Genomic DNA, 24315 nt, shown 5'->3' with positions numbered 1-24315 from the left:
TCCCCCTTGTGTTACTTATTACGTTTAATATAGTCTAATAAACGTTCAATATCCCATGTGTTAATCACGTTATCTTTTTGAATCCAACCTTTACGTGCCGCTGCTACACCTGTTTCCATATCTTCTAACATTTCAAGCGTATGAGCATCCGTATTAATCGCTACTTTTACACCAGCATCTTGTGCTTGTTTTAATAATTTCGCGCTTAAATCTAGACGGTTTGGATTCGCATTTAATTCTAAAACTGTATTTGTCTCTTTTGCGAGTTCAATTAATAAATCTGTATCTACATCATAACCCTCACGACGTCCAAGAAGACGTCCTGTCGGATGAGCAATCATTGTGACATGCTTATTCTCTAGCGCAGCGCGAAGACGTTTCATAATCGTTTCACGGTCTTGTGAGAAGCTAGAGTGAATCGCTCCAATAACATAATCTAATTCTGCTAGTACTTCATCATCAAAATCAAGCGAGGCATCCGGTAAAATATCCATTTCAATTCCGCGTAAAATTGTAATGTCTGGATACTTTTCGTTCATACGTTCAATTTCTTTCGCTTGTTCACGAAGGCGCTCTTTCGTTAAACCGTTCGCTACTTTCAAGTATTGTGAGTGATCAGTAATCGCCATAAACTTATATCCACGAGCGCGGCACGCTTGTACCATTTCTTCAATAGAAAAAGCACCGTCACTCCACGTTGTATGCATATGTAAATCACCTTGTATATCGGAAAACTGAATTAAGTTTGGATACTCTTTAATTAATTCAATTTCTTTTCCATCTTCACGCACTTCTGGCGGGATAAACGGAAGACCGAAATGAGCAAAGAACTCCTCTTCTGTTTCAAACGTCTTCACTTCACCTGTTTCTAAGTTTTCTACACCGTACTCACTAATTTTCTCGCCTTTATCTTTTGCGATTTGACGCATTTTCACGTTATGGTCTTTTGATCCTGTGAAATGGTGAAGAGTTGTAATAAATTCTTCTGGTTTTACTAAACGGAAATCGATTGAAATATCATATTCATATTGAAGGCGAACAGAAACTTTCGTATCTCCACTTGCGATTACTTCAATCATATTATCGAATTGCAGTAAATGCTCACGTACTGCTGCTGGTTCTGTCGTTGCAATGATAAAGTCTAAATCTTTCACTGTTTCACGAACACGGCGTAAACTACCAGCGCGCGAGAAACGAATTACTTCAGCAATATTCGACAATTTCTCCTCTATTTCCCCGGCAATAGGCAATACCATCGCGATTGGTAAACGCTCTGGACGAGATCCTACTTGATCGATTGCTTCTAATATTTTCTCTTCTGTCTTCTTACCGAAACCTGCTAAAGCTTGTACTTTATTTTCCTCACAAACCGCTTTTAGCGATTCCATATCAACAACACCAAGTTCTTTATATAACTTAGCTACCTTTTTACCACCAAGGCCTGGCAATTTTAATAACGGTAATAAGCTACTCGGCACTTCTTTTTCAAGCTCCTGTAATACTTCAGATGTTCCCGATTCTATATATTCTTGAATAACGGCTGCTGTTCCTTTTCCAATGCCCGGAATCTTCGTGAAATCTTCAATTTCAGAAAGGCTACGATCGTCACTTTCTAATGCTGCTGCCGCTTTACGAAATGCAGATATTTTAAATGGATTCGCGCCCTTTAGTTCCATAAAAAGCCCGATTGTCTCTAATAATTTGATAACTTGTTTTTTATTTACTTTCATCATTGCCCCGCCTTTCTTTCATAGAAAAAAACTTCTCTTTCCGAAAAAAGAGAAGTTATACTCTGCTACCTGTCTGCCATAGTTCCTTCACCTTTTCAGAGAGAATCGGTGTATCGTCTACAATTATTTTGCTAATTGATGATTTTTGTAATGGTGTTTGTAGTTGTTCAATTGGAAGGATATTTCCAACGATAATTAAAACAAACAAAATAATATACACTTCTAAAAATCCGAGGATTGCCCCCGCAAACGCATTAACTTGCTTTAAAACCGGTATTTCTGCAAACATATTTAACAAATTACCAAGTAATGAAAGTGCGATTTTTGTAATAATAAATAGTACGATAAACGCAAGTGCTTGATAAAATACTTTTTCAATATTATTTGCATCAATCCATTCTGGAACAGATACGTTTTTATCAAATGGATACGGAATGAATTTCGCAAGTGCTGGCGCTAAATCTTTACAGTACCAGTATGCAACAAGGTATGCGATAATAAAGCTTGTTAACTTTACAAGTTGCAGAATAAAACCTCTTCGTAAGCCGAGGAAAAATCCCATAACAAGCAGTAAAATGATAATAATATCAATCATGTTATTCCATTCCTTTTTTTGTCATACTTTCTTTCAATTTCTCATGTTCTTCTTTTAATTTTATGTAATCGTGTATGACGTTTACCGCCGTCAATACCGCTAGTCTACTCGTGTCAAGCGAAGGATTCTTGGCATTGAGTTCGCGCATTTTATCATCCACAATCGCTGCTACCATGCGGATATGACTTGTACTTTCATCGCCAACAACTGAATATTGCTGACCATAGATTTCTACATTAATTCGACTTTTCTTTCCCTTTTGTTGTGACAACTCACCGGCCTCCAATCACGTACAGAATCCTAAAGTTTATCATACCATGAACCTTCATAATATGGAAACAGAAAGAACAATCCGATATGATAAAAATAACAATATAAAAAAAGGGGTGACTATTATGTCAAATTCTATCGTAATTCAAACAAATTCTACAGTAATTGAAGACATGAAACAACAATATAAACAATCGCTTAGCCCGAAAATTCCACAAGGCGGGATCTTCATGGCAAAGGTGCCATCTTGCACAATTACAGCGTATAAATCCGGAAAAGTAATGTTCCAAGGTGGACGTGCTGAAGTAGAAGCTGCTCGTTGGCAAACCGTCTATCAAACACCGAAAACAGCTGTAAAAAAATCTATCGATTCACACCGTTATGCACCGCCTACTTCGATTGGTACAATGTCTATCATAGGGTCAGATGAAGTTGGTACTGGTGATTTCTTCGGACCGATGACAGTAGTTGCTGTATATGTAGATGCGAAGCAAATTCCACTACTAAAAGAACTTGGTGTAAAAGACTCTAAAAACTTAAATGACGATCAAATTACTGCCATTGCAAAACAACTTCTACACGTTGTTCCTTACAGCTCTCTTGTCCTTCATAACGAAAAATATAACGAGCTATTTGATAAAGGAAACAACCAAGGTAAGTTAAAAGCTTTACTACATAATAAAGCTATTACAAACTTATTAGCTAAAATTGCACCTACAAAACCTGAAGGCGTCTTAATCGACCAATTCACACAACCTGATACATACTACAAATATTTAGCAAAACAAAAACAGGTACAGCGTGAAAATGTTTACTTCGCGACGAAAGGCGAAAGCGTCCATTTAGCAGTAGCCGCTGCTTCTATTTTAGCTCGTTACTCATTTGTAAAACAGTTTGACGAACTAAGTAAAAAAGCTGGTATGCCACTTCCAAAGGGTGCAGGTAAACAAGTTGATATCGCCGCTGCTAAATTAATTCAAAAGCTTGGTAAAGAACGATTACCTGAGTTTGTGAAACTCCATTTCGCTAATAAGGAGAAGGCGTTTCGCTTATTAAAATAGTATCGACAAAAACAGGAGCCTACAAACTCCTGTTTTTTTGTTTAACCCTACTATAGACCTTATATTTTTGTTACAATACAAATATACAGATTATTCAAACTAAGGAGAGGATTCCCATTGCTACTTCTACAAATGATTCTAAATATCTTACTAGGTGATCCACACAAAAGACAGTTCGAAATTAGGGAAAACATTCAGCTACTAAGTGAACAACCAGCCTTCAACGATTTAATAGAGCGTTATGGTCGATCTTTCTTATTAAACTTTCGGATCCGCAGATTTATCGGGAAACACGATGCCCGCTTGTTAATACATAATCCAGCAAAACTACAACACTTCTGTGAGGAACTTGAATTTATGATCAGAAAAAGAAGGTATTTCATATGAACGCTGCAAAAGCGAAAAAGTTATTATATGTTTTCGTACACCTCGTAGGCCCGCTTTCTTACTTCATTATTTCTACTGTTTGGGGCGCTTTCTTCACTACTAAATCTACATTCGAAAACATATCTGATAATCTTGGCGTTATGGCCATCTATTACGTGTTCATGAGTTTACTGTGGTTTTTCTATTTAGATCGATTAGACAAAGATGTAGATAAAATTACAAAAGAGATTAATGATAATAAGATATAATACACAAAAAGGGAAAGCCGCCAAGACTCTCCCTTTTTTATGTTAGCTTCGTTTCTGCTTCTTATTTGATGAAGATACTTTATGAGAACCCGTTTCATGTGTCGTCGTTCCTTGTCCTTCTACTTCTGGAGAGCCAAGGCTGGATCTTGAATGATCTTTTTTCACTTTTTTACTCATTTATATTCACCCCTTCGCGTTACTTTTTGCTATGAGGTAATAAACTATGCAAAATAAAAAGCGAGAGGAAATCCTCTCGCTTTTTTCATATTTTAGAATTCAGAAGAACCTGGAGTTCTTGGGAATGGAATGACGTCACGGATGTTAGCCATGCCAGTGATGTACATTAGGAAGCGCTCGAAACCTAGACCGAATCCAGCGTGTTTTGTACCGCCGTATTTTCTAAGCTCTAAGTACCACCAGTAGTCCTCTTCGTTCATACCTAATTCTTTAATTCTGTCTACTAAAACGTCCATTCTTTCTTCACGTTGACTTCCGCCGATTAATTCGCCGATGCCAGGAACTAGAAGGTCAGTAGCAGCTACTGTTTTACCGTCTTCATTTAAGCGCATGTAGAATGCTTTAATGTCTTTCGGATAGTCAGTTACGAATACAGGGCGTTTGAAGATTTCTTCTGATAAGTATCTTTCGTGCTCTGTTTGTAAGTCAATACCCCATTCTACTGGGTATTTGAAGTCAGCACCTGATTCTTGAAGTACTTTAATTGCTTCTGTATAAGTGATGCGACCAAAGTCAGAGTTGATGACGTTGTTCATGCGCTCTAGAACTGTTTTATCAACGAAGCTGTTGAAGAATTCCATTTCTTCTGGTGCATGCTCTAATACGTATTTCATTGCATATTTCAGCATATCTTCTGTAAGGTTCATTACGTCACCTAATTCAGCAAATGCAATCTCAGGCTCAACCATCCAGAACTCAGCAGCGTGACGAGTTGTGTTTGAGTTTTCTGCACGGAATGTAGGTCCGAATGTGTATACATCACGGAATGCTAATGCATAAGCTTCAGCGTTCAGCTGTCCACTTACTGTTAAGTTTGTTTCTTTACCGAAGAAATCTTTTGATTCATCAACTTTTCCGTCTTCACCTTTTGGTACGTTATTTAAATCTTGCGTTGTTACGCGGAACATTTCGCCCGCACCTTCTGTATCACTACCAGTGATGATTGGTGTGTGAACATGTACAAATCCACGCTCTTGGAAGAATTGGTGAATCGCAAATGCTGCGATAGAACGTACGCGGAACGTTGCAGAGAATGCATTTGTTCTTGGACGTAAGTGAGCGATTGTACGTAAGTATTCAAACGTGTGACGCTTCTTTTGAAGTGGGTAATCAGAATCTGATAAGCCCTCGATATCAATTTTTTCTGCTTTAATTTCAAATGGTTGCTTCGCTCCAGGCGTTGCAATTACTTTTCCTTCTACTTTAACTGAAGAGCTAAGTGGAAGCTTTGCAATTTCTTTGAAGTTATCTAATTCTGTATCGAAAACGATTTGAACGCTTTTGAAGAAGCTACCGTCGTTTAATTCGATGAAACCAAATGCTTTTGAATCACGTAAGTTACGAATCCACCCTGATACTTGTACTGTTTGACCTGCGTATTTATCTGTATCTCTATACAGACTTTTTACTAATGTGTTTTCCATAGTGAAATTCTCCTTTGCTGATATATTTAAATACAAAAAAACCTTTCATCCATAAAGGGACGAAAGGTTAAACTTCGCGGTACCACCCAATTTGTCATAAAGACCAACTTTACCTCGTATGTAATACATACTTCCCGGTTTGTAACAGGCCGGATTCCCGTCTAAGTCTACTCTTGAATACAAGATTCAATTTCGGTTAGCAACTCCAAGGTGTTCTTCACATATACCGCCTCACCAGGCTCTCACCGTCCCTGACTCGCTTTGGATTATAGTATATACTACTTTTCCTTATCATCGTCTTTCATTTTGTTAAACTAAAATTAATGTACTACATTCGAGAGAAAGATGCAAGATGTCAAAAAATATATAAGCGATTTTTATAATATATCGACTTACCGACATCTTTCTACAATTGTGCAATAAAAAAATTGCCGGAATGAATCCGGCAATTTTTTTATTACTTACGTAACTCCGCACCAAATTTCTCTTCTACCGTTGTTAATACACGGTTATGTGCTTCTGTTACTTCTTCGTCTGTTAACGTACGTTCTGCATCGAAGTAGGTCATAGAGAATGCAAGTGATTTCTTGCCTTCTTCCATTTTTTCACCTTCGTATAAGTCAAATAGCGTTACGTCTTTCAGAAGTTCTCCGCCAGCTTCAGCAATGACTTGCTTCATTTCACCAGCTTTTGTTTCTTTCGTTACGACAACAGCCATGTCACGTGTCATAGATGGGAAACGTGGAATTGCTGAGTAGTAAGTCTCTTCTGCGTCTGTACCGAATACTTTTACAAGAGATAGTTCAAATACGAATGTATTTTTCACATCTAATTGTTTTTCTGCTTCTGGGTGCAATTGACCGATGAAACCAATTACTTCGCCATCTAATACGATGTCAGCTGTACGACCTGGGTGCATACCTTCACGTTTTGCTGGTGCATAAGTGATTTGGTTTGAAACGCCAAGTACGTCGAATAGTCCCTCTAGTACACCTTTCACAACGAAGAAGTCTACAACCTTCTTCTCACCTTGCCATGCATGGTGAAGAGCAAGACCTGTCATCACACCTGCAAGATGTTGTTCTTCTTTCGGAAGTTCTCCTTCTTCTGTTGGCAAGAAGATAGAACCTACTTCGTATAAAGCAACACTATCGTTTTTACGTGCAATATTGTATGAAACTGCTTCTAACAATTGTGGTACTAAGCTTAAACGAAGTTGGCTACGTTCTTCACTCATTGGAAGTGCAAGATTTACAGGTGCCTTTTCGTTTGGCTCAACCATATATTGTTTCGCTTTGTCAGCGCTTGTTAATGAATACGTAATTGCTTCATATAAACCAGCACCTTCTAAGAAGCGACGTACTTTACGACGCTTTGTTTGTGCTGATGTTAATTTACCACGTGTCATCGTTCCAGAAGGTAATGTAACTGGAATGTGGTCATAACCGTATAAGCGGCCCACTTCTTCTACTAAGTCTTCTGAAATTGTAATATCAGGACGACGTGCTGGTACATTCACATGGAATGTTCCTTCTACTTCTGTGAATGGGAACTTCAAGTTTGTGAACATTGTACCCATTTCACTTGCAGAAATATTTGTACCTAATACACGGTTTACTTTTTCAGCAGTAACAGATACTGTACGCTCTTGTACTTGTAAGTTGTCAGCTTCTACTACACCTTCAAGCGCTTCTCCGCCAGCGTATTTCGCCATTAAAGCAGCTGCATGTTGAATTGCTTCAAATGTACGTGTTGGGTCGATTCCTTTTTCGAAACGTGCACTTGATTCACTGCGAAGACCTAAGTCTTTTGATGTACGGCGCACTGTTTGACCTGCGAAGTATGCAGATTCAATTAAAACGTTTACTGTCTCATTTGTAACTTCAGAATCCGCTCCGCCCATTACACCAGCAACAGCTAAAGCTTTTGTGCCGTTTGTAATTACAAGGTGGTGGCTTTGTAATGTACGTTCTTGATCATCTAACGTTTCAATTTTTTCGCCTTCTTTTGCAAGACGAACAACGATTTCTTTTGAACCTAATTTATCGTAATCGAATGCATGTAACGGTTGACCGTATTCCATTAAAATGTAGTTTGTAATATCAACTACGTTGCTAATTGGACGAATGCCAGCTGCCATAAGGCGAGTTTGCATCCACATTGGTGATGGACCAATTTTTACGTTCTTCACCATTTTTGCAATATATAATGGGTTTTCTTCTTTCGCTTCTACGCTTACAGAAATGTAATCAGAAGTTTTTTCTGCAGTTTCTTGTAAGTCGATAGCTGGAAGTTTTACTTCACGTCCATAAATAGCAGCTACTTCATATGCAACACCTAACATGTTTAAGCAATCAGCACGGTTTGGTGTTAAACCAAGCTCAAGTACTTCATCATGTAAATTTAAAATTTCAAGTGCATCTGCACCAACTTCAGCGTCACTTGGGAAGATGAAGATACCATCTGCGTATTCTTTTGAAACTAATTTCCCATCAATGCCAAGCTCTTGAAGAGCACAAACCATACCATGAGAAGCTTCACCACGTAGTTTTGCTTTTTTGATTTTGAAATTACCAGGAAGTACAGCGCCAACTTTTGCAACTGGTACTTTTAAACCTTTTGCAATGTTAGCAGCTCCACAAATAATTTGAACTGGTTCTTCTTCACCGATATCGATTAAGCATTTGCTTAATTTATCAGCTTCTGGGTGTTTTTCACATTCTAATACGTGACCAACTACAACACCTTTTACACCTTTATTTAATACTTCAACACCTTCTACTTCAATACCACTTTTCGTGATTTTGTCTGCTAGTTCTTGTGCTGTTACATCTTTAATATCTACATACTCTTGTAACCAACGATATGATACGAACATACTTATCCTCTCCTTCCCTTACGCTCGTTTGAATTGTTGTAAGAAACGTACATCATTTGTATAGAAATGACGAATGTCATCCACGCCGTATTTCAACATTGCGATACGCTCTGCGCCCATACCGAATGCGAAACCTTGATATTCTTTTGAATCATAACCAGCCATTTCAAGTACGTTCGGGTGAACCATACCTGCTCCTAAAATTTCGATCCAGCCAGTTCCTTTACAAGTGCCGCAACCTTTGCCGTGACACATCATACAAGAAATATCCATCTCTACAGATGGCTCTGTGAATGGGAAGAAACTTGGACGAAGACGGATTTCACGATCTTCACCGAACATCTTTTTCACGAATACTTGCAGTGTACCTTTTAAATCACTCATGCGAATGTTTTTATCAATTACAAGACCTTCAATTTGCATGAACTGGTGCGAATGCGTCGCATCATCGTCATCGCGGCGATACACTTTACCAGGACAAATAATTTTAATTGGGCCTTTTTCTTTATTATTTTCCATCGTACGTGCTTGCACAGAAGAGGTATGTGTACGTAGTAACGTTTCTTCCGTAATGTAGAATGTATCTTGCATATCACGCGCTGGGTGATCTTTCGGTAAGTTTAATGCTTCGAAATTGTAGTAGTCTTTTTCTACTTCTGTTCCTTCAGCTACTTCATAACCCATACCGATGAATACATCTTCAATTTGCTCAACAACAGCTGTTAACGGATGGTGACAACCTGTTTCAACAGGACGACCTGGTAGTGTAACATCAATTGTTTCAGTAGCTAATTTCGCTTCAATTACTGCTTTTTCCAAGTTACTGATTTTGTCGTCTAGACGCGTTTGAATTGCTTCACGTACTTCATTTACTAATGCTCCCATACGTGGACGCTCTTCTGCTGATAATTTTCCCATGCCGCGTAATACTTCTGTAATTGGACCTTTTTTTCCTAAATACGCTACGCGTACGTCGTTTAAGCCTTTTAGCTCTTTCGCTTCTTCAATAAGCTCTAACGCTTTTTGCTTTAGCTCTTTTAAACGTGCTTCCATTTGGAACCCTCCTAATTTTAAAAATAAAAAAACCTCGCTCCCAAAAAGGGACGAGGTAAATTCGCGGTACCACCCTAAATTGACAGAACAAGTCTGCCCACTCATTAGTTATAACGATCAATTCTGACCGGAACGCCTTTACATACACATGGTCCTGGCGTCAACTCCAGAGGTGAATTCACTTCCGTCTACCATAAGAATGCTTTCAGTCTAAGGCATTCTCTCCCTATATGGCGATTTTGTAAGTTACTCTTCTCTATCAACGTTTTTCGTTATTTAACTTTTAATATAATATACTTCAACTTATTATAAGAAGTTTTTTATTTGTTCGCAACTGGGCTTTGCAAATAATACGTTAAAATCCCTGCTGCAACTGCAACATTTAATGATTCTGCCCCTCCGTAAATCGGAATATACAAGTTTCGATCCGTTTTTGCAAGAATTTCTTGGCGTACGCCGCTTCCTTCATTTCCTACAATTAATGCAAAACTACCAGCTGGTGTTACTTCACCATACGGAACTCCATTTTCAAGAGCTGTTCCATATACAGGAACTTTATTTTCTTTTAGCTTGTCTACCCATTCTTCTAAGTTACCTTTTACAACTGGTAAATGAAAAATAGAACCTTGTGTAGAGCGAAGCACTTTACTATTATATGCATCAACGCATCCTTCTCCAAGCACAACGGCATGAATACCAGCTGCATCAGCTGTACGAATAATTGTTCCTAAGTTGCCCGGGTCTTGAAGGCCATCTAATAAAAGAAACTTCCCATCTGCAAGAGCTACTTCCTTCTCATGCTTTTCACAAACAGCAAATACACCTTGCGTCGTTTCTGTTTCACGAAGTACTTTTACAATTGCTTCAGGTACGATATACATTTCCACATCATTAACTGTCCAATCTTTCGGAAGGTCTGTCTGATCTGAAACGATAAGTTCCGTTACAATTCCTGCCTTTAAAGCTTCCTCCACTAAGTGGAATCCTTCTACAAACAATAAACCTTTTTTATCGCGCTCTTTTTTCGTTTGCAGCTTTTTCCACTGCTTCACACGCGGATTTTGTACTGAATCAATGTTTTTCATAATATGTATTTCCCTCTCTTCTTGTCTTATCATTATAGCCTATTTTTCATACATATTTACATAAAAAAGAACAAAAACTAACGTCAGTTTCAATTCTGAAGAAGAGGTGAAAACAATGAGTTTTAATTTACGCGGTGCTGTATTAGCAAATGTATCTGGTAATACACAAGACCAATTGCAAGAAACAATTGTCGATGCAATTCAAAGCGGTGAAGAAAAAATGCTACCAGGTCTTGGTGTTTTATTTGAAGTCATTTGGAAAAACGCTGATGAAAATGAAAAGCACGAAATGTTAGAAACACTAGAGCAAGGATTAAAAAAATAAGCAATTTGAAAATCACCTTCGCATAAGCTAAGGTGATTTTTTCTTCTCCTAAACATTTCTACTTTACTAACGCTACTCGATGGAGTACAATGTTCAAAATACATTTAAACCGATCGATTTTCTTTATAGACACCATTAGATAAAGTGAAACTTTAATCAGTGGGCGGTGTCCCCCCACACTAATTATTAGTTGAACCAATCGGGCTTTTACGGGCAGTTGATTCCCCACCTAACTTCCTCGTATTCGCCGAATTTTGAAGTAGGAATCTTACTGCCCGTTAAAGCGGGATAAAAAGGAGTGAATGTTTTATGCACCGTATTACGCTTGAACAAATTTTTAAACACCATATTACACAAAAATACGTAAATCGTTCTGGGATGGTCCACGCGATTGCTGTCGCTTACCATGCGTTTCACTTAGCTAAAAAGCATCACGCCTCAGTCGATGCTGCGACAAAAGCCGGTTTCCTTCATGATATCGGACATCATACGTGGTACACAGGTGGCGAATGGGACTATGATTTATATAAAAAGAATGATATACACGCAATTAAAGGAGCAGAAAGAGCTCATAAATTGCTTATTAGATTAGGAGAGCACCCTAAACTAGCAAAAGAAATTTCTATCGCAATTCTTCTTCATACAGATTCTTTCTTATTACAGCAAGAAATCGAAAGAACATCTCTTCAAAACATCATTAAATGGGCAGATGAAGCAGATGAAGAACCGGGCGGAGCGCACCATTATAGAACAATTTCTTATGAAAAAGCATTAAAAGCTATTCAGCAGTTAGATCGATTGGTAGAGCGTGAATTACAAATAGAGCAATCAAAATCGAATAACAAGGCAGAACATAGTTATCAATGAGAAAGAGGCATCACTATAGGGTGATACCTCTTTTATTATTTTATGGAAAATAAACCTTTATATGTAATATTTAAATGTTACATTCGACAATAGAATACTTTATAATTAAATATACAAATATAAAGAGGTGATTTTATAAATGCAAGCCGCTACACAACTTTCTAATGAACAGAAATACTCTATGTCATGGGGACAATTTCTTGGAGTTTTATTCATTCTCTTTCCATGTCTCTCATTAATAAATATAATTCTTACATTTTTACCTATTGAGTTATATCGATACATTAACCCAGATACAAATAAATTTTTGCTTGATTCTATAGAAAATGTAAGTTATGAATTAGTCGCCTTACTTTTACTAATCATATTTATCACGAAATATAAACCACTGAAAGAACTAGTATTACCTATATTCAATTTTCGAGTTTTAAAATCTTTTCGGATGTACATCTATGTTCTTATTTATTATGTAATCACCTTGTTTGTAGATATGTTTGTGCTAGATAAATTATTCCCTTCATCCGTACAAGAACAGTCTGATGCATTACAACTTTCAACACTAGAGCACTATCCACTTCTCTTACTTCTAGCTGGTGGAATTTTGGCACCTATTTTTGAAGAGCTTGTATGCAGAGGTATTCTTCTTCGTTTTTTCGAAGAGAAGTTTACCTTTTGGCCAGCTGTAATCCTCTCAAGTTTAATTTTCGGTATTGCTCATACGTACTCTGTGGGAGTTATGTTTAGTGCATTTGTGACTGGAATTTTCGCTTGTCTATTGTACAAACAAACTAAATCTATTATACCAGCTATACTATTACACATTTTGACTAACATAATCGCTTTTTTACCTTAAGAAAGAGGTATTACAATACCTCTCTTTACTCTTTTATCACAATTATAAACTCTTCCGTTAACACTTTTAGACAAACCGTTTGTACAGAACATCAATATAAAATTATTACTATCTGTAAATAGTAGCTTCAACATATCTTTTTTACTACAATGATGACTTTTTTGTACAAACATTCCATAATCTTTATATACGACTATTAAATAAACAAGGATAGGTGATTCACTATTATACAAGCCACGCAACTAACTTACCCACAAAAACATTCTATGTCACTCTCACAATTTCTATTTTCGCTCGTTTTTGCGATTTGGGGAACAGGATTTCTAGCCGATCTCTTTATAGGCCTTCCTACCGTTATTTATACAGAAGGTCTAACTGATCCAAAACAAATTACTTTAGCAAAATCACTTACTACTTTTGGAAGGCATTTATTTGTATTATGCATTTTATTAATTTTAATTTATGCATATAAACCGTTAAGAAATTTAATTGTCCCAACTCTAAACTTTACAGCATTAAAAAAAGTAAGCACATACATCTATATCATTCTTTTCTACGGACTACATATTGTTAGTGACATATTTATAATTAATAATCTTTTTCCTGATGCGGTAAAAGAACAGTCATCCGCTTTAAACCTAGACATGTTAAAACAATACAAACTAGTACTGCTACTTGGTACCGCTATATTTGTACCTATTTTTGAAGAACTTATATTCCGTGGTATTATTCTTCACTTCCTACAACAGCGCTTTCCTTTTTGGATTGCTGCACTTGGGTCTAGCTTTCTCTTCGGAATAGGTCATATGTACTCAACTGGTGTGATGTTTAGTATGTTCATCCTAGGTCTATTTATGGCTATTTTATGTAAAAAAACAAATTCTATTATTCCAGCTATTTTATTACACATGCTAAATAATACCATTGCTTTATTATAAAACTTCCATCAGTGGTGGATTCTTTATCCGCCACTGATCATTTCTTACTTAAAAATTAAATTTATTAGTGACATCCCCATTCCACCTTTTACTATCAAAAAATAAAAATCAATATATAAATAAAAAAGAAGTTTTTTTCATATGCAATCCACTGCAAAGTTTTCAGATACGCAAAAAACATCCATGTCATGGAGACAGTTTATTCCCTCTACTCTATTTGCATTTTGGGGCACTGGTTTTATAACTGGGTTCCTTATACTCCCACTAATAATTTATAAAAGTTTATTTGCAGATAAATCACAAATCGCCTTATGTGAATCTATTATAGATACGACAGGTACTGCACTAAAGCTGACTATTCTAATGTTCTTTATATTTAACTTCTCATTTCTATCAAATTATACATATTTATTAACAATATCCAAGATAAACCTTATGTAGTAAAATATAACTCATTACATAGAAGGAGATTATATATGTTGAGCTTACTTTGGGTTGTTTATATGCCACTTCTTGTTTTATGCGGATTTTTCGGTGGTATTTTTTTTATTATTACTAGCATTAAACATCGTAAATTATTTGTTAGTTTAATGGGGCTACTTATCCTATCCTTTGTCACACTACCTTTTGTTTTTTGGGTCATGGGGGTGAATAGCGATATATTCCTTCCTATTTCAACTACTTTATATTGGATACTGTTTTCTTTAACCGGATTATTGGCAGGATTAAGTGGATTCCAAGCAAAAATTAAAAGTATACGTAATATGGGATTCATTATTTTTATCGCTGGTATATTAGGGGTTATCTTCTGGGTACTCATGTCTGTAGGTGATTCATTCTATATATAATATTTTTTAGAAACCTACAAATCGGAGGTAATACAGAAGTGTTCGGAATATTAACTTGGATGATTTTAGCTCTTACTTTGATGTTATGTGAATTTATCGTTGGCATTTTTTTAATTATTGCTGGTATTAAATGTCGTAAATCACTTACTATTATAGCTGGCTTAATTAGCATATCTCTTATCGTTGTTCCTATCATTTGTATAGGTTATGGAATAGGCTTAGAGGAGATGGTTCCAATTTCAGGGACTTTATATTGGAGTTTCTTCTCTTTAGCTGGACTATTAGCTATTATAAGCGGAAGACACATATCGAATATTCGTTCTATGGGGACGATTTTGTTTATAACAGGGCTGTGCTCCGTAACTGGTTATCATTTTTTATATCTCACTCTTTAAAAAGACAAAAAAGCAGGGAAATTAATTCCCTGCTTTTTTATTTGCTTTATTGCCTGATGGTAAGAAGAACGATAACACCCAAGCAATCCCTGCAAGTATCGTCGCAATTAAGAAGGCATCGTTAATACCGTTAATTGCAGATAGCTTTGAAATTTGGCCATATAATAGTTGCGTGCTCATCGCATCTCCTGCTTGCGCTGATCCAGCTAAGGCCGCTAAACTTTGACCCATGCCGTGCACTTTATCAACTAAAATTGGATTTGATGTTGTTAGCATGTTTCCATAATCTGCTACGTGAGCAGTTGTTTGTTGCGTCATAAGTGTGATTAAAATCGCTGTTCCGATTGAACCCGCTACTTGTCTTGACGTATTTTGCGTTGCTGTACCGTGAGAAATTAATTTCATCGGCAGTGCGTTCATACCAGCTGTCATAATTGGCATCATAATGAATGACATACCAATTGAACGTATAATATAATCCGTCATAATAACGCTATATGGTGTATCCATTGATAACTTTGTAAATTCATATGTCGCATACGTCGTAATTGCCAATCCAATTATCGCTAATGGACGAATGCCATATTTATCGAATAATTTACCCGCTACTGGTCCCATGATCCCCATAATTAATGATCCTGGAAGTAGTAGTAAACCAGATTCAATTGGCGTGAAGCCACGAATGTTTTGCAAATATACCGGAAGCAATAACATACCTCCGAATAATGCCATCGTAACGATTGCGTTAATTACTAAAGTGAAAGTAAATACTGGATATTTAAATACTTGTAAATCAAGCATTTTATTGTCCGTTGTTAATTCTCTCCAAATAAATAACGCTAAACCAATTACACCGATAACAAGTGAAATAATGACTTCTGCACTAGTCCAACTATTATTTCCAGCTTCACTAAATCCGTACAATAAGCTTCCTAGTCCAATACTTGAACTAACCACACCGAATATATCTAATTTCGTTTTAGACACCGGCTGAGCTAGTGTAAAGAATTTTAAAGAGAGGAACGTAATAATTAAACCGATAATAAACATCGCATAGAACATTAAGTTCCAGCTATAGTTTTCAATCACCCAACCTGTTACAGTTGGTCCGATGGCTGGTGCTAAAATCATCGCTACACCTAGTAATCCCATCGCTGCTCCGCGCTTATGAGGCGGGAATAATGTCATGAAGATATTCATACCAACCGGCATTAAAATACCCGCACCAACCGCTTGAATAACGCGGCCCGTCATCATCATTGTAAAGTTTCCCGAAGTAGCACAAATGATAGATCCTACCGTGAAGAATAACATTGCTGCTATGAATAATTTACGATACGTAAATCGTGAAACTAAAAAGGCACTAATCGGTACTAAAATACCATTTACAAGCATGAAACCTGTAATTAACCATTGTGCTGTTGAAGTTGATACATTAAATTCATTCATTAACGGAGGCAATGCAACGTTAATGATTGTTTGGTTTAAAATAGAAACGAACATGCCGAGAATTAATACAGCTACAACTGCTTTTACGTTCACATTCTCTATAGGCATAGACGTTTGTTTTTTCGGCACTTCTTTTTCTTGTTTTACTCCTTCTTGCTTTCCTGTTTCTAACTCAACCACATTAGAAATTTCCGATTCTTGCTTTCGTTCAATTTCTTTCTCTTCTGTTTCAACTTTACTTACTTCTATTTTACTTACGGCTGGGACTTGTTCTTCTCCCATTTTCGTTTTTTTCTTTCGTAAAAGACGATTTACAAGGAAGAAGACGATTATACAAAATAGTGCATATCCTGCAATTACGATTGAGGACATCTCATCTCCCCCTTACTTATGAATACGAACTGTCACATTCATGCCAGGAACAATATTTACTGATTTGCTATGATCTAAAGAAATTTTAACTGGTACTACTTGTGTTACTTTCGTATAGTTCGCTGTTGCGTTGCTTGATGGCAACATAGAGAATGTGTTCGCTGTTGTTAAGCCAACTTGTTCTACTTTTCCTGTTAACGTTGTATCTGGGTATGCATCTACATACACATCTACATCTTGACCTTTTTGAACATCGTCAACATCTGTTTCTTCAATGTTTGCTGTTACCCATAAATTGTTCATATCAAATGCGTAAGCAATCGGGCTACCTGCTCCAACGAAAGCATTTGTCGTTGCATTTGATTGTACAACTGTTGCATTTTGCGGAATTGTTACATCTACTGTTTGTTCTCCATTAGCTGCTGCTACAGTGACAGCACCTAATTTATCATTCTCGTTGTAGTTCTTACCTACTTCAGCTTTCCAGTCAGTTAATTTACCTGCTACTGGTGATGCAATCGGAATTACCTTTCCATCAATTTTTGCATTGTCTGTTTTTAAGTAATTTTCCGCTTGATTGTAATAGTAATAACCGCCAATACCACCGCCAACTAGTACAATTAATGTGATAATGTTGATAATCACCATTCTTCGAAACTGATTCATTGCATTCCTCTCCTTATATCGCATATAATTTTTTTCTAAACTATTTACGTCCTTATTGTTTAGACTATTTAATTGTTAATTATATTAACCTTTAAACAAAAAAATCACACCATCTGCGGTGTAAATCGAAATTTATCTACCTGCGAGCGGTGCTGATTTCTGAAGGACTATCGTTTATAATTATAAATAATTATTTTAAATCTACAACCGACAATTTACGTATGAAATGTCGCTTAAACAACAATATAATACCAATATGTTGTTTAAGTATAGAAAATTAAACGAGGGGAAATAAAAATGTCTATTAAAAATACAAATGATCCACGTGTAAAACGGACGAGACAACTCATACAGGATGCTTTTGTCGCTTTAGTAGGCGAAAAAGGGTTTGAAAATGTAACTGTTCAACATATTGCAGAACGTGCTCCTGTAAATCGTGCTACGTTTTATAGCCATTACCACGATAAATATGACTTATTAGATAAAAGCATTGAGGAAATGTTAGAGAAGCTAACAGAAGTTATTAAACCGAAAAATAGAAATAAAGAAGATTTTCAACTTGCATTTGATTCACCACACCCAAATTTCTTAGCTTTATTTGAACATATCGCAGAAAACGCGAACTTCTATAACGTCATGCTTGGTGATAAAGCTGCCGGAAACTATACGTATAAGATGATGAAAGCAATTCAAACACATTTAACATTAAGCCTCTCTATTTCACAACCTAACGATGAAAAACTAATGGTTCCACGTGATATTCTCATTAGTTATGTTACTGGTGCCCACCTCGGCATAATTATGTCATGGCTAAAAAGAGGAATGATATATACCCCGCATTTTATGGCCATGCAATTAACTCGTTTAATAATTTTAGGGGCTCATACTGCAGCTGGTTTAGAACGACCTTTTTAAACATAAAAAAGCGAAGGAGAGGCTCCTCTCCTTCGCTTTTTCTATTAATTAAATGTAATGTTATGTACAGCCTCTTTATCAAGACGTTTAATAACTTCCACAATTAACTTCACTGCATTTTCATAGTCATCACGGTGTAACATTGCCGCATGAGAATGAATGTAACGCGTTGCAATCGTAATTGCCATAGACGGAATACCATTTACAGCGATATGAATTGCACCTGCATCCGTTCCACCGCCCGCTACTGAATCATATTGGTATGGAATTTGTAATTCATCAGCAACATCAACTACAAAGTCACGTAAACCTGTATGCCCAATAACAGAAGCATCATATAAAATGATCTGTGGTCCATCACCCATTTTACTTTGCGCTTCTTTTGAAGTTACACCAGGTGTGTCACCAGCGATACCAACATCTACTGCGAATGCGATATCTGGTTTAATATAGTTTGCAGATGTTTTCGCACCACGAAGACCGACTTCTTCTTGTACAGTCCCTACGCCATATACAACGTTTGGATGCTTTTCATCTTTTAATTGTTTTAATACGTCAATTGCAATTGCACAACCAATTCGGTTATCCCATGCTTTTGCAAGTAACATTTTCTCATTCTTCATCACTTGGAATTCAAAATAAGGTACAACTTGATCTCCTGGTCGTATGCCCCACTCCATTGCTTCTTCTTGGCTAGAAGCACCAATATCGATGAACATGTCTTTAATTTCAACTGGCTTTTTACGCGCTTCTGGAGGTAAGATATGAGGTGGTTTTGAACCGATTACACCTGTTACATCTCCTTTACGCGTTACAATTGTCACGCGCTGCGCAAGCATAACTTGTGACCACCAGCCACCAACTGTTTGGAAACGAAGGAAACCTTTGTCATCAATTTGCGTAATCATAAAGCCAACTTCATCTAAATGACCTGCAACCATAATTTTCGGGCCGTTTTCTTCCCCTACTTTTTTCGCAACTAAACTTCCTAAATTATCAGTAGAAAGTTCGTCCGCAAACGGCTCAATATATTTCTTCATTACTTCACGTGGTTCACGCTCGTTACCCGCAATACCACGTGCATCTGTTAATTCTTTTAGCATTGTCAATGTCTCGTCTAATTTTGTCATTGCCAACACCCTCCTTTTTCTTCAGTCACTTCATTATACAAAATGAAATTGAAATATTCAAAAATTAACTTAGTATCCTTGTGTTTGACGCTGATGATTTACTTCATTTTTATCTAAATATGCCTTTTCAATCTCTTCTTGTTCAAACTCAAGTGCTTGTCCAAGTCGAAGATAGCTTGTAAATAATTCAATATAGTTCGTAATAGATGGTTGATCTGTAAAACGAATCACCTTCGCATATGTGTCTAAGAAAATTTCTACTTGTGTTTTATTCGTCTGTGCACACTTATAGAATAGGAAGTTTTTATCAATACCTAAATCAATTCCGATTGATAAAATAAAATGCAAACCATCTACGTATTCTTCTAATATTACTTCACGTTCTGATGCTGGTTTGTTGCTCCAATATTTAAAACAACGTGTTTCATTTGCAAGTTCTCCAATTTCCACAAGAAGAGCTAACATTTTTTCTTTTAACAACTTTTTCGGTTGTAAGTCATGTTCTTTCGCAATACGGTCATCTAATTCTTTTTGTAATTTAAATAGTTGTAGTAAGTCCATTCTATTGCCCTCCTCCAACATCGCATTTTACGCAACAATGTTGTTTCATCTCAAAGTTCATTATTATTTTTCGTTTCTTATTAATAAGTCAGCCATTTACCTCTTTACAAAATAGCTTGTCCTTAATTTACAAATACGTTTCAATCATCACGATTAGATTGTACACTCTGATTGGTGATAACTAATAATTATTCAGAGATTGCCCACTGATAAAAATTTTATTTTATCCGATGAAAGTTCCATATCATCTTTCCATTATAGCAGTGTCGTTTCAGGTAGGAAAGATACTCTTCTTTCCAAAGGAGTATAATTGAAAAAAGCCAGGAGGATTCTCCTGACTTCATATACATATTCTTCTATATTGCTATAGCTTTTATATTGTTTTTGTCATATCATTTAGAATTTCTCTTTACATACAAACAAAAAACCTTAGAAGAAAATTCTTCTAAGGTTTCAACTAATTAATTAGTTAATGTTGTTTTTTGCAACTGTTGCTAATTCAGCGAAAGCTTTTTCGTCATGAACAGCTAAGTCAGCAAGCATCTTGCGGTTAACTTCGATGCCAGCATTTTTAAGACCGTGCATTAAGCGGCTGTAAGAAAGACCATTCATACGAGCTGCTGCGTTGATACGTGTAATCCATAATTTACGGAAGTCACGTTTCTTTTGACGGCGGTCACGGAATGCATACATTAGAGATTTCATAACCTGTTGGTTAGCAACCTTGAATAATGTATTTTTTGAACCGTAGTAACCTTTTGCTAATTTAATTACTTTTTTACGACGTTGACGAGTAACTGTACCACCTTTTACTCTTGGCATAATATTACCTCCTAATTGTTCTATATATCAGCCGAACTTATTTTAAATTGTCAAGCATTTGACGAATGCGTTTGAAGTCACCAGCGCTTACTACACCAGCTTTACGTAGTTTACGTTTAGCTTTTGTAGATTTGTTAGCGAATAAATGGCTTGTGTAAGCGTGAGAACGTTTCAGTTTACCTGATCCAGTCTTTTTGAAACGCTTTGCAGCGCCGCGATGAGTTTTTTGTTTAGGCATAGGTATTTCCTCCTCTATCTATTACTTATCGTTTTTCGGTGCTAAAACTAAGAACATACTGCGTCCTTCCATTTTAGGCTTAGATTCAACTGTGCTAACTTCAGCACAAGCTTCTGAGAAGCGATCTAAAACACGTTGACCGATTTCTTTATGAGTAATGGCACGTCCTTTAAAGCGAATTGACGCTTTAACCTTGTCGCCTTTCTCTAAAAACTTGATAGCATTACGAAGTTTTGTGTTAAAGTCGTGTTCATCAATTGTTGGACTTAAACGAACTTCTTTCATGCTAATTACTTTTTGATTTTTGCGCTGCTCTTTTTCTTTCTTCTGTTGCTCAAAGCGGAATTTACCGTAGTCCATAATGCGGCATACTGGCGGTTTCGCATTTGGAGCAACTAATACTAAATCAAGATTAAGATTTGCAGCTAAGTCTAAAGCATCATTACGAGACTTGATTCCAAGTTGATCGCCATTTGCACCAACTAAACGTACTTCACGTGCACGAATTTGCTCGTTAATCATCATATCCTTGCTAATAGTAAGCCACCTCCAAGGTTTTCTCAGAACATAGTTTGTAGTCATAGAACCCGACAAAAAAAGTGCGGGCATACGACACCCACACTTGTAAAATCTTAAGTAAGAAATACATTTACCTGTAAACTGCGAATGCGTCCATCAGGTGAGAAGCGGGTGCTTCTACTTGTTCCACAAAACAATATTCTATTATCCTTGATGAGTTTATCATAGGACATGACGTCTGTCAAGAAGACGCTATGTGTTTTACTAACAACAAGAAATATTGTAACAAACAACTAACATACTTGCAATACTTTTTTATGATAAGTGTTACATGGTTATTTTTTCTAATTTTTCTCACTTATATTACATAGAAAAGCCGCGGTATACCGCGGCAATTTCTTATCGTTTTCCTTCTACTTTAATCATATCAACAAAAGCATCTAATGCGATTGTTTCTGATTTTTGTTCACCGTATTTACGTACGTTTACGCCGTTTTCAGTTACTTCATTGTCACCTACTACAAGCATGTACGGAATTTTTTGCATTTGTGCTTCACGAATTTTGTAACCAATTTTCTCTTCACGAGTATCTAATTCAACACGGATACCAGCACGGCGCAATTCGTCTTGTACTTTCTTCGCATAGTCTAAATGTACTTGCGGAGAAACTGGAATTACTTGTGCTTGAACTGGAGCTAACCAAGTTGGGAATGCACCTTTGTATTCTTCAATTAAGAAGGCTACGAAACGTTCCATAGTTGATACAACACCACGGTGAATTACAACTGGACGGTGTTGTTTACCGTCTTCACCAACGTAAGCTAATTCAAAGCGTTCTGGAAGTAAGAAGTCTAATTGTACAGTTGAAAGTGTTTCGTCTTTTCCAAGAGCAGTACGAACTTGAACGTCAAGTTTTGGACCGTAGAATGCCGCTTCACCTTCAGCTTCATAGTAATCAAGACCCATTTCATCCATAGCTTCTTTTAACATACCTTGTGCTTTTTCCCACATCTCATCATCAGCATAGTACTTTTTAGTATCTGCTGGGTCGCGATAAGATAGACGGAATGAATAGTTCTCTAAACCGAAATCTTTGTACACTTCTAGAGTTAAGTTTACAACACGTTTTAACTCTTCTTTAATTTGATCTGGGCGAACGAAAATGTGCGCATCGTTTAAAGTCATTCCGCGTACACGTTGTAATCCAGATAACGCACCTGACATTTCGTAGCGGTGCATTGTTCCAAGTTCCGCAATACGGATTGGTAATTCACGGTAGCTGTGAATATCATTTTTATAAACCATCATGTGGTGAGGGCAGTTCATTGGACGAAGAACTAACTCTTCATTATCCATTTCCATTGACGGGAACATACCATCACGGTAGTGATTCCAGTGACCAGAAGTTTCATAAAGCTCTCTGCTTCCTAGTACTGGAGTGTATACGTGATCATAGCCTAAGCTTGCTTCTTTATCAACGATGTAACGCTCGATAATGCGGCGGATTGTTGCACCTTTTGGTAACCAAAGTGGTAAACCTTGTCCTACTTTTTGGCTATTAGTAAATAGTTTTAATTCTTTACCTAATTTACGGTGATCGCGCTCTTTCGCTTCTTCAAGCATACGTAAGTGCTCATCTAATTCTGCTTTCTTAACGAATGCAGTACCGTAAATACGTTGTAGCATTTTATTATTGCTATCGCCACGCCAGTAAGCACCCGCAACACTTAATAATTTAAATACTTTAATTTTCCCTGTAGATGGAAGGTGGACACCACGGCAAAGATCGAAGAATTCGCCTTGCTCATAGATTGAAATAACTGCATCTTCTGGAAGATCGTTAATTAAATCTAATTTTAACTCATCGCCGATTTCTTCAAAGCGACGAAGTGCTTCTGCACGTGGTACTTCATGACGAACGATTTCTAAGTTCTCGTTCACAATTTTTTGCATTTCTTTTTCGATTTTCTTGAAGTCTTCAACTGTAATTGCTTCTTCCATATCGATATCGTAGTAGAAGCCATTTTCGATTACTGGACCAATGCCAAGCTCAAGCTTAACATCTTTATATAAACGTTTTAATGCTTGTGCTAATAGGTGAGCTGTTGAATGGCGTAAAATGTATAAGCCATCTTCAGAATCTAATGTAATGATAGAAACTGCACCATCTTCTTCGATTGGTGTAACAAGATCGATCATCTCATCGTTTAATTTTCCAGCTACAGCTTTTTTCTTTAAGCCTGGGCTAATAGAAGCTGCGATTTCTTCAGTTGTTACGCCTTTTGGAAACTCCTTCACAGCTCCATCAGGGAAAGTAATTTTAACTACATCTGCCATCACTGGTCACTCCTCTTTTTCTCAAAATAAAAAACACTCATCCCGTAAAAAGGGACGAGTGTTGAATTCGTGGTTCCACCCTTGTTCCAATTAACCTTATTGTTAATTGCTC

Annotated in this window: 26 protein-coding genes, 1 pseudogene and 4 other annotated features (1 of these 31 running past the window's edge); of the genes and pseudogenes, 11 read left to right on the top strand and 16 right to left on the bottom strand. The window is 36.8% G+C overall.

What is annotated here, in order from left to right; genetic code table 11:
- Positions 1–11: 11 nt before the first annotated feature.
- The 3 genes from polX to zapA are packed head-to-tail and all read right to left on the bottom strand — an operon-like array spanning position 12 to position 2596.
- Entirely contained in the window at positions 12–1730 is a 1719-nt protein-coding gene (gene polX / locus CO726_RS10980) for a DNA polymerase/3'-5' exonuclease PolX (RefSeq protein ID WP_000867537.1), read from the bottom strand.
- Between the two features lie 55 nt (positions 1731–1785).
- Positions 1786–2325 carry a CvpA family protein gene (locus tag CO726_RS10975; RefSeq protein ID WP_098760104.1) on the bottom strand — a complete coding sequence of 180 codons (540 nt, stop codon included), beginning with the start codon at positions 2323–2325 and terminating at the stop codon, positions 1786–1788.
- A gap of 1 nt (position 2326) precedes the next feature.
- A complete protein-coding gene (zapA, locus tag CO726_RS10970) occupies positions 2327–2596 on the bottom strand; it encodes a cell division protein ZapA (protein ID WP_000082701.1) in 270 nt (89 codons plus the stop codon).
- A gap of 124 nt (positions 2597–2720) precedes the next feature.
- Here zapA and rnhC point away from each other — a divergent pair, with 124 nt between their 5' ends.
- The 3 genes from rnhC (at position 2721) to CO726_RS10955 (ending at position 4291) form a co-directional block, all read left to right on the top strand.
- Entirely contained in the window at positions 2721–3656 is a 936-nt protein-coding gene (gene rnhC / locus CO726_RS10965) for a ribonuclease HIII (RefSeq protein WP_099684260.1), read from the top strand.
- A gap of 117 nt (positions 3657–3773) precedes the next feature.
- Positions 3774–4043, top strand: coding sequence for a hypothetical protein (locus CO726_RS10960; RefSeq protein WP_099684259.1), 270 nt, complete (start codon positions 3774–3776; stop codon positions 4041–4043).
- Positions 4040–4291, top strand: a complete 252-nt coding sequence (locus CO726_RS10955) for a hypothetical protein (protein ID WP_099684258.1) — start codon at positions 4040–4042, stop codon at positions 4289–4291. The genes CO726_RS10960 and CO726_RS10955 overlap by 4 nt, the downstream gene beginning before the upstream one ends.
- 42 nt (positions 4292–4333) lie before the next feature.
- Here CO726_RS10955 and CO726_RS10950 read toward each other — a convergent pair whose 3' ends face one another.
- The 5 genes from CO726_RS10950 to CO726_RS10930 form a co-directional block, all read right to left on the bottom strand.
- Positions 4334–4468, bottom strand: coding sequence for a YuzL family protein (locus tag CO726_RS10950; RefSeq protein WP_000039594.1), 135 nt, complete (start codon positions 4466–4468; stop codon positions 4334–4336).
- A 92-nt stretch (positions 4469–4560) separates the two neighbouring features.
- Complete coding sequence (gene asnS, locus CO726_RS10945; RefSeq protein WP_099684257.1) at positions 4561–5952, bottom strand: asparagine--tRNA ligase; 1392 nt, start codon at positions 5950–5952, stop codon at positions 4561–4563.
- A gap of 52 nt (positions 5953–6004) precedes the next feature.
- Positions 6005–6256: a binding site (T-box leader), on the bottom strand.
- A gap of 153 nt (positions 6257–6409) precedes the next feature.
- The gene (pheT, locus tag CO726_RS10940) at positions 6410–8830 is read right to left on the bottom strand and encodes a phenylalanine--tRNA ligase subunit beta (RefSeq protein WP_099684256.1); all 2421 of its coding nucleotides are present in this window, start codon (positions 8828–8830) and stop codon (positions 6410–6412) included.
- Between the two features lie 18 nt (positions 8831–8848).
- On the bottom strand, positions 8849–9883 hold the full coding sequence (pheS, locus tag CO726_RS10935) for a phenylalanine--tRNA ligase subunit alpha (RefSeq protein WP_000388219.1): 1035 nt from the start codon (positions 9881–9883) through the stop codon (positions 8849–8851).
- 43 nt (positions 9884–9926) lie between these two features.
- Positions 9927–10155, bottom strand: a binding site (T-box leader).
- Positions 10156–10203: 48 nt separating this feature from the next.
- Positions 10204–11001 (bottom strand): TrmH family RNA methyltransferase, encoded by a 798-nt coding sequence (locus tag CO726_RS10930; protein WP_136699549.1) that lies wholly within the window; start codon positions 10999–11001, stop codon positions 10204–10206.
- A gap of 82 nt (positions 11002–11083) precedes the next feature.
- Between CO726_RS10930 and sspI the strand changes: the two genes are divergently transcribed.
- The 7 genes and pseudogenes from sspI to CO726_RS10895 all read left to right on the top strand — a co-directional run bounded on the left by sspI (position 11084) and on the right by CO726_RS10895 (position 15194).
- Positions 11084–11293, top strand: coding sequence for a small acid-soluble spore protein SspI (gene sspI / locus CO726_RS10925; RefSeq protein WP_000009513.1), 210 nt, complete (start codon positions 11084–11086; stop codon positions 11291–11293).
- A 309-nt stretch (positions 11294–11602) separates the two neighbouring features.
- The gene (locus tag CO726_RS10920) at positions 11603–12160 is read left to right on the top strand and encodes an HD domain-containing protein (RefSeq protein WP_098760114.1); all 558 of its coding nucleotides are present in this window, start codon (positions 11603–11605) and stop codon (positions 12158–12160) included.
- Between the two features lie 139 nt (positions 12161–12299).
- Positions 12300–13013: a CPBP family intramembrane glutamic endopeptidase gene (locus tag CO726_RS10915; RefSeq protein ID WP_099684254.1), complete on the top strand. Its 714-nt coding sequence runs from the start codon at positions 12300–12302 to the stop codon at positions 13011–13013.
- A 266-nt stretch (positions 13014–13279) separates the two neighbouring features.
- Positions 13280–13951 carry a CPBP family intramembrane glutamic endopeptidase gene (locus tag CO726_RS10910; protein WP_099684253.1) on the top strand — a complete coding sequence of 224 codons (672 nt, stop codon included), beginning with the start codon at positions 13280–13282 and terminating at the stop codon, positions 13949–13951.
- Between the two features lie 141 nt (positions 13952–14092).
- Positions 14093–14335: pseudogene (locus CO726_RS32965) on the top strand (CPBP family intramembrane glutamic endopeptidase); the annotation flags it as partial.
- Between the two features lie 92 nt (positions 14336–14427).
- Complete coding sequence (locus CO726_RS10900; RefSeq protein ID WP_099684252.1) at positions 14428–14799, top strand: DNA-binding protein; 372 nt, start codon at positions 14428–14430, stop codon at positions 14797–14799.
- 38 nt (positions 14800–14837) lie between these two features.
- Positions 14838–15194, top strand: coding sequence for an ammonia permease (locus CO726_RS10895; RefSeq protein WP_099684251.1), 357 nt, complete (start codon positions 14838–14840; stop codon positions 15192–15194).
- A gap of 21 nt (positions 15195–15215) precedes the next feature.
- Here CO726_RS10895 and CO726_RS10890 read toward each other — a convergent pair whose 3' ends face one another.
- Both CO726_RS10890 and CO726_RS10885 read right to left on the bottom strand, forming a co-directional pair.
- Positions 15216–17015, bottom strand: a complete 1800-nt coding sequence (locus CO726_RS10890; protein WP_099684250.1) for a DHA2 family efflux MFS transporter permease subunit — start codon at positions 17013–17015, stop codon at positions 15216–15218.
- 12 nt (positions 17016–17027) lie between these two features.
- Positions 17028–17681 (bottom strand): HlyD family secretion protein, encoded by a 654-nt coding sequence (locus CO726_RS10885; RefSeq protein ID WP_001071404.1) that lies wholly within the window; start codon positions 17679–17681, stop codon positions 17028–17030.
- 297 nt (positions 17682–17978) lie between these two features.
- On the opposite strand from CO726_RS10885, the gene CO726_RS10880 reads away from it, so the two are divergent.
- Positions 17979–18596, top strand: a complete 618-nt coding sequence (locus CO726_RS10880; RefSeq protein WP_099684249.1) for a TetR/AcrR family transcriptional regulator — start codon at positions 17979–17981, stop codon at positions 18594–18596.
- A 44-nt stretch (positions 18597–18640) separates the two neighbouring features.
- On the opposite strand, the gene CO726_RS10875 is transcribed toward CO726_RS10880, so the two are convergent.
- The 6 genes from CO726_RS10875 to thrS form a co-directional block, all read right to left on the bottom strand.
- On the bottom strand, positions 18641–19726 hold the full coding sequence (locus CO726_RS10875) for a M42 family metallopeptidase (RefSeq protein WP_000163566.1): 1086 nt from the start codon (positions 19724–19726) through the stop codon (positions 18641–18643).
- A gap of 69 nt (positions 19727–19795) precedes the next feature.
- Positions 19796–20287 carry a dUTP diphosphatase gene (locus CO726_RS10870; protein WP_000365050.1) on the bottom strand — a complete coding sequence of 164 codons (492 nt, stop codon included), beginning with the start codon at positions 20285–20287 and terminating at the stop codon, positions 19796–19798.
- Between the two features lie 465 nt (positions 20288–20752).
- A complete protein-coding gene (gene rplT, locus CO726_RS10865; protein ID WP_001138362.1) occupies positions 20753–21109 on the bottom strand; it encodes a 50S ribosomal protein L20 in 357 nt (118 codons plus the stop codon).
- A gap of 37 nt (positions 21110–21146) precedes the next feature.
- Positions 21147–21347 (bottom strand): 50S ribosomal protein L35, encoded by a 201-nt coding sequence (gene rpmI / locus CO726_RS10860; protein WP_001125945.1) that lies wholly within the window; start codon positions 21345–21347, stop codon positions 21147–21149.
- Positions 21348–21368: 21 nt separating this feature from the next.
- Positions 21369–21872 (bottom strand): translation initiation factor IF-3, encoded by a 504-nt coding sequence (infC, locus tag CO726_RS10855; RefSeq protein ID WP_000973215.1) that lies wholly within the window; start codon positions 21870–21872, stop codon positions 21369–21371.
- Between the two features lie 62 nt (positions 21873–21934).
- Positions 21935–22055 (bottom strand) — a sequence feature (ribosomal protein L20 leader region).
- A gap of 210 nt (positions 22056–22265) precedes the next feature.
- The gene (thrS, locus tag CO726_RS10850; protein ID WP_000786076.1) at positions 22266–24203 is read right to left on the bottom strand and encodes a threonine--tRNA ligase; all 1938 of its coding nucleotides are present in this window, start codon (positions 24201–24203) and stop codon (positions 22266–22268) included.
- Between the two features lie 47 nt (positions 24204–24250).
- Positions 24251–24315, bottom strand: a binding site (T-box leader); it runs 164 nt beyond the window's last position.

The sequence above is a fragment of the Bacillus fungorum genome (genome assembly GCF_002746455.1).
GTDB lineage: Bacteria > Bacillota > Bacilli > Bacillales > Bacillaceae_G > Bacillus_A > Bacillus_A fungorum.
Note: the sequence above shows the minus strand (reverse complement) of the source record. Positions and strands in the feature narration are given on the sequence as shown.